The organism is Noviherbaspirillum soli (genome assembly GCF_015352955.1).
GTDB classification, from domain to species: domain Bacteria; phylum Pseudomonadota; class Gammaproteobacteria; order Burkholderiales; family Burkholderiaceae_D; genus Noviherbaspirillum_A; species Noviherbaspirillum_A soli.
Genome location: NZ_JACYOX010000024.1, coordinates 56,987 through 69,011 on the forward strand (window position 1 = coordinate 56,987; position 12,025 = coordinate 69,011).

The following is a 12,025-nucleotide window of genomic DNA, read 5'->3' on the forward strand; positions in this document are numbered from 1 at the left end:
GCGATCAGGCGACCACAGCAGAGGCGGGCATTGATGGGGAAGGTAGGCATGAAGACGGCGTTGCGGCGCGTGCGCCTGTCCACGGAAATGGGGCAGGCCTGGTTTCGCCTGGCAGCAGCGATACTGGTGCTCGGCGGTTTTTCACTTGCCCGGCTATGGCATGCCGGCCCGGGCCTTGATGAGATCACGATCCTGGCCGGCTGCTATGCCGGCTTCGCCGCAATCTGGGTGCAGGTGGTTGCCCGCGGCCTGTTACGCGGCAAGGTCAGGCGCGTTGCCAGCATCTTTCTCGACCAGCTCACCTTTGCCGCCGGCATCGTCGTCGGCGACGCCTATTGCGCGCCGCTGATCTGGATGCCGGTCAGCATCGCCTTGGGCAATGGCCTGCGCTTCGGCCGTCGCTATACCCGGCTGTCGGTCTATATCGGCGCGGCTTCCGCTGCGCTGGCGGTGATGTTTTCCCCTTATTGGCTGGGGCAGCCGAGCCTGGCGCTGGGCCTGGTGCTGTCCATCCTGATCGTGCCGTTGTACGCCTCGGCGCTGAATGCGCGCATGGCCAGGGCCAAGCGCACGCTGGAGCGGAGGGCGGCGCGTTTCGAACTCGCTTCCATGACGGATTCGGTCACCGGCGCGCTGAACCGGCATGGCTTCATGAGCATCCTTAACGAGCGTGCCGCTGGCACTCGTTCGGCGCGCGCTTCGGGAGCGCTGATGCTGCTGGACCTGGACGGCTTCAAGGCGGTCAACGACGCCTGTGGCCATGCGGCCGGCGACATGGTGCTGGTGGACACGGCGAGTCGCCTGACCCGCTGCTTTCGCGCCAGTGACAGGGTGGCGCGCATAGGCGGCGATGAATTCGCGGTGCTGTTGGCAGATATCAAGGACCAGGCGCAGGTCGAGCAACTGGCCGCGCTGGCACTGTCGGCGATTGCCGACATAAAAATCGAACAGGATCCGGGCCTGTGCCTCAGCGCCAGCATCGGCATCTGCATGCTGCCGCATCCGCAGGCGCACAGCCTGGAAGCCATGCTGCACCTGGCGGATACCCTGATGTACGAGGCCAAGAAAAGCGGCAAGAACCGCTTCCGCATCTCCGGCCCGGACTACGAGCGGACGGTGATCGCGGCCTGAGCGGCATCGCGTGCGTTCCTGACGAATTGCGCAAAAGTTGCCGGCGCAGCCCATGCTAGCATCGCCGCTTTGTGCATATTGGTGAGGACAAGAATGGCAACTGTGCGGATTTCGCCTACGGAAGTTCAGGTTGACGAGGTAATTTATAGCTATGCGAGCGCCGGGCAGGCGGACGCATTCGAGGCATGCGTGGCTGCGGTGGACGTGGCGCACTGCGTGATCGATCATCCGCCGCAAGCAAGCCGCAAGGTCGAGGAAGGGGAGGCCGGCGCCGGCGCCTGACGCATTGCAGCGCCAGCCAGGCCAGACACGCCCTGATCCTGCCCGCCGCCCACCGGCAGGCAGCCACCTGCCGCACCCGCCGCAACGGCGCAGCGGCAAGCAGCATCCCGCGGCCGCCAATCCGGTAAGCAGCAAGGCCGGCACTCACACAAGGGGCCGGCTGCCTATCCAGCCGGCCCTGACCATCCCCCTTGCCGGCATAGGCCGCAACGCCGTCCAGCGGATCGGCATCCACCAAAGATGAAACCCGCCTGCGTGGGCCGGCAACACATTCGAGCCGAAACCCGCGGTCGCCGCAAAACGCCGCATACCAACCCCAATCCATAACGTCCCGGATGAAACCGATGGATTTTTTCGTCTGGCAAAAGGGGCGAGGAGTCAATAGCCCAGCCATTGACGGCGATCCCAACGCAGCCAGGCGGGAAAAGACGCGGTGTCATGGGACGTTATGGATTGGCGTTGGCCATGCAGGCAGGCGGCACCGCCTTCCCGACGTTATTTCGCGTGAATAACTTTGTATCCGAAAAAATTCGGGTTATCCTGTTTATTGCTCCGAGGAAAATTTAAGCGACAGCCGGAAAGGCCGCGCGACTGGAAGCATAGCTGGAGACCCGGGCAATGGATAATCAGGAAACAGACGAGCTCAGAAGCGCCCTGGCGCAACTGCGGTTTTTGAAGGGAAACATGCGTCATGTGGCGGCTTGGCCGCTGCTGTGCCTTTGCATCGCAGCCCTTGCCTGGGTGCTGACGCTGTCGCATCTTGCATCGGAGAAAAGACGCGTGAATGACGCCGCCCTGCTCGACGCGCAGGCGCTGGCCACCTCCTATGCAGAGCAGCTATCGCGCTCGGTCGAGCAGATCGACCGGATCACGCTCAATCTGGCTTATCACTGGAAACGCAGCGGCGGCACCATGCGGCTTGAGGACCAGGCCGGGCAGGGTCTTTTCCCCGACCACCCCGATTTGTCGATCGCCATCTATGACAGGAGCGGCAAGCTGCTCACCAGCCTTCTGGCGACGCAGGGTCGCGTCGATATCACGGACCGGAATTATTTCCAGGCGCAACGGGACGGCCGGATCTCCGGCTTGCACATTGAAAGCGTCAAGCGCGGCCGTATCACCGGCAAGCCGAGCGTGATTTTCAGCCGCGCGTTGAAGGATGATGCAGGGCGCTTCAACGGGCTGCTGTATGTCGCCGTGCCGCCGGCGATCCTGGCCTCGTTCTACGAGAAGGCAGTGCTGGGAGCGAACGACGCCATGGGTATCGTTTCCAGGGAAGGCGAATTCATTGCCGCCAGGACCGGCAGCAACCTGAGCGACCCCGGCGCACTGGCGCGCCGTCCCGAGGTATTCTCCGCCGCACAGGGCAGCCGGCTGGTCGCTGGCCAGGAATTCACCGACCAGCGCGCGCGCATCGTTGCCTGGGACAGTTTGGCGCGTTATCCGCTGGTGTCGATGGTGGCGCTGTCGGAGGAGGACATCCATCTGCCGTTCACGGCACAAAAGCGCAACTACATAGGCATGGCAACCAGCGCCAGCCTTCTGCTGCTGGTGGTGGCGACGCTGGGAAGCGTGCTGTCTGGCCGCCTGGTCTGGCGCAAGCATCAGGCGGCTGCCATCGCCGATACCTACCGGCTGGCGATCGAAGGCGCGCGCGAGGGCTTTTTCATGGCGCGCGCGCTATACGGCAAGCAGCGCAACATTACCGATTTCGTGCTGGAGAACTGCAACGAGCAGGGTGCGCGCATGCTTGGTTTTCGCGCAAGCGATCTGCTGGACGTGCGCTTCTCCCAGATCTATCAGGGCAGGCAGCTGGCCAAGGTGATGGCCATCTTCGTCACCGCCATGGAAGCCGGTTTCCGCGAGGATGAATTCAGGCAGGTCCACGACGGCCGCATCAACTGGATCCACCGGCGCCTGGTCCGTTCCGGCGATGGCGTCGCCATCACCCTGCGTGACATCAGCGAGGCCAAGGCCCATGAGCAGGCGCTGGAAGTGCTGGGCAACACCGACGCCCTGACCTCGTTGAACAACCGCCATTGGCTGACCAGCTACCTGCCTGCCGCACTGGCCGATGCGCGGCGCCAGAATGCCAGGCTGGCGGTGCTGTATCTGGACCTGGACGACTTCAAGGACGTCAACAACACCATGGGTCACGATGCCGGCGACGATGTGCTGTGCCAGGCGGGCCAGCGGATCCAGTCGGTGCTCAGGCCGGGCGACCATGTGGTGCGCCTAGGCGGCGATGAATTCACCGTCCTTCTGTCCCGGGTCGATGCCAGGGAGGATGCAGTCCGCGTTGCCGCCCGCATCCTGAACGTGCTGGAAGCGCCGTTCCAGGTGTGTGGCGGGTTCGCGCCGAAGGTGAGGGCGTCGGTGGGCATCAGCCTCTATCCGGACGACGGCGGCAGCGCGGAAGCGCTGCTGAAGCATGCCGATACCGCGATGTACGCCGCCAAGAACGAAGGCAAGGCCCGTTATGCCTTCTACGCGCCCGAGCTGACGGAAGAGATCGTGCGTCGCGTCAGCAATGAATCGGCATTGCGGCGCGCTGTCGAGGACCGGCAGTTCCTGCTGTACTACCAGCCGCGGGTCAACGCCGTCAACGGAGAATTGCTCAGCATGGAAGCGCTGGTGCGCTGGGCGCATCCCGAGCGGGGCATGGTGCCGCCGCTGGAATTCATCCCGCTGGCCGAGCAGACCGGACTCATCATCGATATTGGCAGGCTGGTCATCGAGCAGGCCTGCGCCCAGGTTGCGGCATGGCAGGCGCGGGGCCTGAGGGTAGTGCCCGTGTCGGTGAATGTCTCGCCGGCGCAGTTTGCCCAGTCCAGCCTGAAGGAGGTGATTGCAGAGGCGATTGCCCGGCATCGCATTCGTGCCTCGCTGCTGGAGATCGAGATCACCGAATCCTGCATGATGCAGGACAGCGACCGGGTGGCTGAAGACATTGCCGCCGTGAAGGCGCTGGGCGTGCGGATTTCGGTGGACGACTTTGGCACCGGTTATTCGTCGCTATCGCAACTGCAGCGGCTCGATCTGGATGTATTGAAGGTGGACCGCGCCTTCACCCAGGCGCTGGATGGCGGCAAGCAGGGCGAGGCATTCTTCATGACCATCGTGTCGATGGCCCATATCCTGGACATGCAGGTCGTCGCGGAAGGCGTGGAAACCCTGGAGCAGTTGAAGATATTGCAAACCCTGGGCTGCAACGAGGTACAGGGCTATTTCATTTCGCGACCCGTGCCTGCCGCACAGGCCGAGACATTCATGGCGCAGCGTTATTTCCAGCTGCAGACACAGCGTCCCCTGCAGCCCGCCTGAAGCCAAGGGCCAGCGCAGAGCCGGCCTGTCTCGCCTGTCTCTTACTCCTTGCCCAGTTTGGGCAGCAGCGGCTTCACTTCCAGCGCCGAGGTGCGCGCCTTGCGGTCACGCGCTACTTCCACGCAGGCGGCGACCATGCCAATCGGCAGGTACAGCAGCGCGCCGCAAAGGAATAGCACGGCCGCGGCAATGTAGCCGGCAAGCATGACTGAGCAGGTAATGGCGTTTTTCATGAGGTAAATAGTGATGGAAGGCACGCAGGCACACTCTGCGATTTAACAAAGCTATTGTGCCACTAATAAATTTCCCATGATAAATTTTTTGATGTTTAGGCACGCGAATAGCGGAATGCATGCCGTGGGTGGGAATAGCGCGCCATAAAGCTGGTCAAACTGGCATTCGTCGCTGTTTTGCATGGAAGGAGTGCATCATGACCCAGACCACCGACTACAAAGGCTACAAGTTGACGGCAAGCGCTGAGCTGCGCGATGGAAAGTGGTACGGCGCGTATGTCCGCGAAAAGGATGGCGACCTGTTTCGCAGCGAAATGAGCGTGATCGAATCCGGCTCGCAGGAATCGGCGGAGACCCAGTTGCTGGATGCGGCGCGCGAACATATTAATCGGCTGAACAAGTAGAACCGCAGTAGTGCGGCGCCGCTTGACGGGAGTACTGCCTGCGGCTGGCAGAATCCGCAGCGGCCCGCCTTGTGGCCACGAAAACAAAAAGCCCGGCTGTTGACCGGGCTGTTCGCTTGAATTTCTTGGGGTGGCCGATGGGACTCGAACCCACGACGACAGGAATCACAATCCTGGACTCTACCAACTGAGCTACGGCCACCACTGATGCTGTTCTCTCGGCTGTTGCTTGCGAGACAGGCGGCAATTATACAAACAACAGCCCCCTCATGCAAATCTAATCCGGCCTTTCTGCAATTCTTTTCGCCGGGGCCGTCAAATGCAGCAATTTGCGCATTGCCGTGCCCAGGCTGCTGGCGCTGCCGGTGGTCCATGCAGCAATTGCCGCTGGCGTCGCCGATGGTGGGCGCAGCAGGCCGTGGTCTGCCAGCAGCCTTGCCAATTGCCTGGCTACGGCGTCGCCTGTGTCGATGATGGCAAGGCTGGCTGCGCCGGCTTGCCTGGCAGCCGATTCGATCTGCGCGCTCAGGAACGGGTAGTGGGTGCAGCCCAGCACCAGGGTATCGGCGCCGGCGGCGATCAGTGGTTCGACGAAGCGGCTTACTAAAGCCATGGTGGCTGGCGAGCGCAACTCTCCCTTTTCCACCTGGTCGGCAAGGCCGGGGCAGGGCTGGCCGATGAAGCGCACGGCGCTGGCCTCGGCGATCTGCGCTTCCAGCGCGATGAAGCGCCGGCTGGCCAGGGTACGCTCGGTGGCAAGCACGCCTACCGTGCCGCTTCTGGTGTGCAATGCGGCCGGCTTGAGCCCCGGCTCCACGCCAACCACAGGCAGCGCCGGATAGCGCCTGCGTATCTCGACGATCGCGCCGGCCGTGGCGGTATTGCAGGCGATGACCAGCGCCTTCACGCCCTGCGCCACCAGGAAGTCGGCCATTGCCACGGTGCGTGCCAAAACCGCAGCCTCGTCCTTGCCGCCATAGGGCGCAAAGGCTGAATCTGCGGCGTACACCAGCGCCTCATGCGGCAGCAGGCGGCGCACATGGCGCAGCACCGACAGGCCGCCCAGCCCCGAATCGAAAATGCCCACCGGGGCATGGACCGCGGTGGGCATCTGGGACGCAATCGTCACGGCAACATCAGCCAACCGATACCGGGATGCGGCTGATGCTGCTGTCCTTTGCAATGCGCTCCTGCCATTCCTTCGGGCCGGTGTTGTGCACCGAGACGCCATTGGAATCGACCGCCACCGTGACCGGCATGTCGCGCACGTCGAATTCATAGATGGCTTCCATGCCGAGGTCTTCGAAGCCGACGACCTTGGCATCCTTGATCGCCTTGGACACCAGGTAGGCCGCGCCGCCAACCGCCATCAGGTAAGCCGACTTGTGCTTCTTGATCGACTCGATCGCCACCGGGCCGCGCTCGGCCTTGCCGATCATCGAGATCAGGCCGGTCTGCTCCAGCATCATGTCGGTGAACTTGTCCATCCGGGTGGCGGTGGTCGGGCCTGCCGGGCCGACCGCTTCGTCGCGCACCGCATCGACCGGGCCGACGTAGTAGATCACGCGGTTGGTGAAATCCACCGGCAGCTTCTCGCCCTTGGCCAGCATGTCCTGGATGCGCTTGTGTGCGGCATCGCGGCCGGTCAGCATCTTGCCATTCAACAGCAGCGTCTGGCCCGGCTTCCAGGAAGCGACTTCCTCCTTGGTCAGCGTGTTGAGGTCGATGCGCCTGGACTTCTCGGTGTCCGGCGTCCAGCGCACTTCCGGCCATTCCGACAGCGCCGGCGGCTCGATGTAGCTGGGGCCGGAACCGTCGAGCACGAAATGCGCATGGCGGGTTGCGGCGCAGTTCGGGATCATCGCCACCGGCTTGGATGCCGCATGGGTCGGGTACATGTTGATCTTCACGTCCAGCACCGTGGTCAGGCCGCCCAGGCCCTGCGCGCCGATGCCCAGCGCATTGACCTTCTGGAACAGTTCGATGCGCAGCTCCTCGGTCTTGTTCTGCGGGCCGCGCTTCAGGAGTTCATACATGTCGATGTCTTCCATCAGCGACTCCTTGGCCATCAGCATCGCCTTCTCGGCGCTGCCGCCGATGCCGATGCCCAGCATGCCCGGCGGGCACCAGCCGGCGCCCATGGTCGGCACGGTTTTCAGCACCCAGTCCACCAGCGAGTCGGACGGGTTGAGCATCACGAACTTGGTCTTGTTTTCCGAGCCGCCGCCCTTGGCCGCCACCTGCACGTCGAGCTTGTCGCCCGGCACCACTTCCATGTGGATCACGGCCGGCGTGTTGTCCTTGGTGTTCTTGCGCTCGAATTGCGGGTCGGCCACGATGGACGCGCGCAGCATGTTGTCCGGATTGTTGTAGCCGCGGCGCACGCCTTCGTTGACGGCATCATGGATCGAGCCGGAGAAGCCCTCGAAGCGCACGTCCATGCCGATCTTCAGGAACACGTTGACGATGCCGGTGTCCTGGCAGATCGGCCGCTTGCCTTCGGCGCACATCTTGGAGTTGGTCAGGATCTGGGCGATCGCGTCCTTCGCGGCCGGGCTCTGCTCGGACTCGTAGGCGCGCGCCAGGTGCTGGATGTAATCGACCGGGTGGTAGTAGCTGATGTATTGCAGCGCAGCCGCTACGGATTCGATCAGGTCTTCTTGCTTGATGATGGTAGTCATGTGAGCGTCTTTGAGGTCAGTGAGTGTCGCGGTCGGCATTGGCTGTCATTGACATGATGCGGTCGCTGTAGGCAATCGCCAGCGCCGAGATCAGGAACACCAGGTGGATGCCGGTCTGTGCAAGCAGGGTCTTCTCGTCATAGGCCCTGGCGTTGATGAAGGTCTTCAACAAGTGAATGGACGAGATACCGATGATGGCCGTGCCGAGCTTGACTTTCAGCACGGTGGCGTTAACGTGGGACAGCCATTCGGGCTGGTCTGGATGTTGCTCAAGATTCATGCGCGAGACGAAGGTCTCGTAACCGCCAACGATCACCATGATCAGGAGATTGGAAATCATCACTACATCGATCAGTCCAAGCACCACCAGCATGATGGTGGTTTCAGTCAGCTTGGAAGGCCGCGGCGCGCCGTCCACGGTGACGGCGTCGAGGATATGCGCCAGCGAGTCGGGATTGCCCAGCACGGCGCCGATCAGGTCGGACAGCTCTACCCAGAAATGATAGACATAGACACACTGCGCGAGGATCAGGCCGAGGTACAGCGGCAGTTGCAGCCAGCGGCTCATGAAGATGAAGCTGGCAAGCGGGCCGATGGGTTTAGTGACCTGTTTCTCGGAATTCTGGGACATCGTCATTGTGATTTTGGCTTGTATCAAATTGGAGCATCTGCGCCGCCGGCATTCTACACTGCAACAGCATGTGCGGTCTGCGGCTATGCCCCGGGGATAAAAGCCCGACATTATGCATCAGACAATGTAAGGAACGAGTAAGTCCTTGCGTCTATCGTGAGCAGCAACTTTTCATTTAATTAAGGCAGGAGACGAACATGGCAGACATGGAAGCTTTAAAGCAGGAAAGCCGCATCTTTAATCCGTCGGCCGAACTGGCCAGCCAGGCCGCGATTTCCGGCATGGACGCATACCGCGCCCTGTGCGACGAAGCCGAGCGCGACTATGAGGGATTCTGGGGCCGGCTGGCGCGCGAGAACCTGAGCTGGCAGCAGCCATTCACCCAGGTGCTGGACGAGTCGGACGCGCCTTTCTACAAATGGTTTGGCGACGGCAAGCTCAACGTTTCCTATAACTGCCTTGACCGCAACCTGGAAAACGGCAATGCCGACAAGACCGCTGTCATCTTCGAGGCCGACGGCGGCGAAGTCACCCGACTGACCTATCGCGAACTGCACGGCCGCGTCTGCCAGTTCGCCAATGGCTTGAAGTCGCTGGGCATCAGGAAGGGCGACCGGGTCGTGATCTACATGCCGATGTCGATCGAGGGCGTGGTGGCGATGCAGGCCTGCGCCCGCATCGGTGCGACGCACTCGGTGGTGTTCGGCGGCTTTTCCGCCAAGTCGCTGCAGGAGCGCATCATCGACGCCGGTGCGGTGGCGGTGATCACCGCCGACGAGCAGGTGCGCGGCGGCAAGCAGCTGCCGCTCAAGGCCATCGTCGATGATGCGTTTGCGCTGGGCGGCTGCGAGGCAGTGCGCAATGTGGTCGTCTACCAGCGCACCAAGGGCAAGATCGGCTGGACCGAAGGCCGCGACCTGTGGATGCATGAACTGGTGGCGCAGCAGCAGGATAGCTGCGAGCCGGAGTGGGTGGAGAGCGAGCATCCGCTGTTCATCCTCTACACCTCCGGCTCCACCGGCACGCCCAAGGGCGTGCAGCATTCCTCGGCCGGCTACCTGCTGTGGGCCGCGCTGACAATGAAGTGGACCTTCGACATCAAGCCGCAGGACGTGTTCTGGTGCACCGCCGACATTGGCTGGGTGACGGGGCATAGCTATATCACCTATGGCCCGCTGGCGGTGGGCGCGACCGAGATCATCTTCGAAGGCGTGCCGACCTTCCCGAACGCAGGCCGTTTCTGGGACATGATCGCGCGCCACAAGGTATCGATCTTCTACACCGCGCCGACCGCGATCCGCTCGCTGATCAAGGCGGCCGACGCCGACCCGGCGGTGCACCCGGACCGCTACGACCTGTCTTCCCTGCGCCTGTTGGGCTCGGTGGGAGAGCCGATCAATCCGGAAGCCTGGATGTGGTACTACAAGAACGTCGGCCACGAGAAGTGCCCGATCGTCGACACCTTCTGGCAGACCGAAACCGGCGGCCACATGATCACGCCGCTGCCGGGCGCAACCCCGATGGTGCCGGGTTCCTGCACGCTTCCGCTGCCGGGCATCATGGCGGCCATCGTCGACGAGACCGGGCAAGACCTGCCGAACGGGCAGGGCGGCATCCTGGTGGTCAAGCGTCCGTGGCCCTCGATGATCCGCACCATCTGGAACGATCCGGCGCGCTTCAGGAAGAGCTACTTCCCCGAGGAGCTGGGCGGCAAGACCTATCTGGCCGGCGACGGCGCGATCCGCAACAAGGACAACGGCTACTTCACCATCACCGGCCGCATCGACGATGTGCTGAATGTCTCCGGCCACCGCATGGGCACGATGGAAATCGAGTCGGCGCTGGTGGCGCATCCACTGGTGGCCGAAGCCGCCGTGGTCGGCAAGCCGGATGAAACCACCGGCGAATCGATCTGTGCCTTCGTCGTACTGAAGCGTCCGCGCCCGGTTGGCGACGAAGCCAAGCAGATCGCCAAGGAGTTGCGTGACTGGGTAGGCAAGGAAATCGGACCGATCGCCAAGCCCAAGGAACTGCGCTTCGGCGACAACTTGCCCAAGACCCGTTCCGGCAAGATCATGCGCCGCCTGCTGCGGGTGCTGGCCAAGGGCGAGGAAATCACGCAGGACGTCTCGACCCTGGAAAACCCGGCCATCCTGGATCAGCTCAAGCACGCGATCTGATCAGGCGTGCCATTCCAGCCGCCGCGCCTGCCGCGCGGCGGCTTTTTTATGGTCGCGAGTGGTTGCGAGGCGGAAATCCCTGGTTCCTAAACCATGATTTCCGGACGATGCAAAAAGACGTGTGTTTCTGGGAAATTTTGCTATAATCTGCGCCTTCGTCGGGTAGCGCCGGCCGCGCCGCGCTACCGCCAGATGCAGGAGAGATGGATGAGTGGTTTAAGTCGCACGCCTGGAAAGCGTGTATAGGTTCATAGCCTATCGGGGGTTCGAATCCCCCTCTCTCCGCCAGGAATTCAACAGGCCCCGCCAGGGGCTTTTTTATTTCTGCAAGCCGAGTCGCGCCGTATCCCCGCCTATGTCAGCATGCATACCGTCAGAATCCCCAATCACGCCTACCATGCTCCAAACTCAACAAGGACAGGCATGGAAGACAAAGTGCATCAGCAACCGGGCCTGGTCCTGATCGATATTCATATCGAGGAACTCGAGCAGAGACTGAATGCGCTGCAGGAAGTCATTGTTGCGATGACCGCTGCCGGGAGCGATAGCAGCGAGCAGGCGGAGTTGATGCTGAAAATGCTGCGGGTGCGGCATGCCCTGGCGACTTTCAGAATGGAGTTGGCGGAGGATGTACTCGCTCGCCATGACGATGGCGAGGCATCGTAGCGCAAGTGCTGGCATGGCGGTCGCAATGACCGCTTGAATGCGCGCATCGCACCCGGATGCCGGTTTTGAAACCCAGCACCATCCCCGCAGGTTGCCATGACCCGAAGACCTGATCGCCTCACGCAAATCAATCGCACCCGTCGTTGAAACCGCCCGGTATTTATGGAGTCGGATAGGTCTCCGTTCCATTTCTGATTCACCACCAAGAGAGACTGCCGATGGCAAATATCCGGATTTCCCCGACTGAAGTGCAGGTCAACGACATCATCTACACCTTCGAAAGTGCCGGCGTGGCGGACGATTTCGAGGCCTGCGTCGCTCAGGTCGATGTCAGCCATTGCGAGCAGAAATACCTGTCGGTCGACAGGCGCCCGGCACATCCGCTGGCGCCGCCCGACGAGTTTCCAGTCGACTGAGCACTAGAACTACCGGTAGCGGTAGCGGTAGCGGTAGCGGTAGCGGTAGCGGTAGCGGCGGCGCGCAAGCAGGGAGG

Annotated in this window: 11 protein-coding genes and 2 tRNA genes; 8 read left to right on the forward strand and 5 right to left on the reverse strand. The window is 62.3% G+C overall.

Annotated elements, in window-relative coordinates; translation table 11 throughout:
- Positions 1–48: 48 nt before the first annotated feature.
- The 3 genes from IGW04_RS16645 to IGW04_RS16655 all read left to right on the forward strand — a co-directional run bounded on the left by IGW04_RS16645 (position 49) and on the right by IGW04_RS16655 (position 4,737).
- Positions 49–1,131, forward strand: coding sequence for a GGDEF domain-containing protein (locus IGW04_RS16645; RefSeq protein WP_194714205.1), 1,083 nt, complete (start codon positions 49–51; stop codon positions 1,129–1,131).
- A gap of 93 nt (positions 1,132–1,224) precedes the next feature.
- Positions 1,225–1,413 carry a hypothetical protein gene (locus IGW04_RS16650; protein WP_194714206.1) on the forward strand — a complete coding sequence of 63 codons (189 nt, stop codon included), beginning with the start codon at positions 1,225–1,227 and terminating at the stop codon, positions 1,411–1,413.
- A 618-nt stretch (positions 1,414–2,031) separates the two neighbouring features.
- Complete coding sequence (locus IGW04_RS16655; RefSeq protein ID WP_194714207.1) at positions 2,032–4,737, forward strand: bifunctional diguanylate cyclase/phosphodiesterase; 2,706 nt, start codon at positions 2,032–2,034, stop codon at positions 4,735–4,737.
- A 41-nt stretch (positions 4,738–4,778) separates the two neighbouring features.
- Here the strand turns inward: IGW04_RS16655 and IGW04_RS16660 are convergent, their stop codons facing one another.
- The gene (locus IGW04_RS16660; RefSeq protein ID WP_194714208.1) at positions 4,779–4,970 is read right to left on the reverse strand and encodes a hypothetical protein; all 192 of its coding nucleotides are present in this window, start codon (positions 4,968–4,970) and stop codon (positions 4,779–4,781) included.
- Positions 4,971–5,167: 197 nt separating this feature from the next.
- On the opposite strand from IGW04_RS16660, the gene IGW04_RS16665 reads away from it, so the two are divergent.
- Positions 5,168–5,374: a hypothetical protein gene (locus IGW04_RS16665; RefSeq protein WP_194714209.1), complete on the forward strand. Its 207-nt coding sequence runs from the start codon at positions 5,168–5,170 to the stop codon at positions 5,372–5,374.
- Positions 5,375–5,500: 126 nt separating this feature from the next.
- Here IGW04_RS16665 and IGW04_RS16670 read toward each other — a convergent pair.
- The 4 genes from IGW04_RS16670 to IGW04_RS16685 all read right to left on the reverse strand — a co-directional run bounded on the left by IGW04_RS16670 (position 5,501) and on the right by IGW04_RS16685 (position 8,686).
- Positions 5,501–5,576, reverse strand: a tRNA-His gene (locus IGW04_RS16670).
- Between the two features lie 75 nt (positions 5,577–5,651).
- Positions 5,652–6,503 carry a glutamate racemase gene (murI, locus tag IGW04_RS16675; RefSeq protein WP_323744867.1) on the reverse strand — a complete coding sequence of 284 codons (852 nt, stop codon included), beginning with the start codon at positions 6,501–6,503 and terminating at the stop codon, positions 5,652–5,654.
- A gap of 7 nt (positions 6,504–6,510) precedes the next feature.
- Positions 6,511–8,055 carry a fumarate hydratase gene (locus IGW04_RS16680; protein ID WP_194714210.1) on the reverse strand — a complete coding sequence of 515 codons (1,545 nt, stop codon included), beginning with the start codon at positions 8,053–8,055 and terminating at the stop codon, positions 6,511–6,513.
- A gap of 16 nt (positions 8,056–8,071) precedes the next feature.
- Entirely contained in the window at positions 8,072–8,686 is a 615-nt protein-coding gene (locus IGW04_RS16685; protein ID WP_194714211.1) for a TIGR00645 family protein, read from the reverse strand.
- 197 nt (positions 8,687–8,883) lie between these two features.
- On the opposite strand from IGW04_RS16685, the gene acs reads away from it, so the two are divergent.
- The 4 genes from acs to IGW04_RS16705 all read left to right on the forward strand — a co-directional run bounded on the left by acs (position 8,884) and on the right by IGW04_RS16705 (position 11,948).
- Positions 8,884–10,866, forward strand: coding sequence for an acetate--CoA ligase (gene acs, locus IGW04_RS16690; protein WP_194714212.1), 1,983 nt, complete (start codon positions 8,884–8,886; stop codon positions 10,864–10,866).
- A 197-nt stretch (positions 10,867–11,063) separates the two neighbouring features.
- Positions 11,064–11,154: transfer RNA gene (locus IGW04_RS16695), tRNA-Ser, on the forward strand.
- Positions 11,155–11,289: 135 nt separating this feature from the next.
- Positions 11,290–11,532 (forward strand): hypothetical protein, encoded by a 243-nt coding sequence (locus IGW04_RS16700; RefSeq protein ID WP_194714213.1) that lies wholly within the window; start codon positions 11,290–11,292, stop codon positions 11,530–11,532.
- A 218-nt stretch (positions 11,533–11,750) separates the two neighbouring features.
- The gene (locus IGW04_RS16705; protein ID WP_194714214.1) at positions 11,751–11,948 is read left to right on the forward strand and encodes a hypothetical protein; all 198 of its coding nucleotides are present in this window, start codon (positions 11,751–11,753) and stop codon (positions 11,946–11,948) included.
- Positions 11,949–12,025 lie beyond the last annotated feature (77 nt).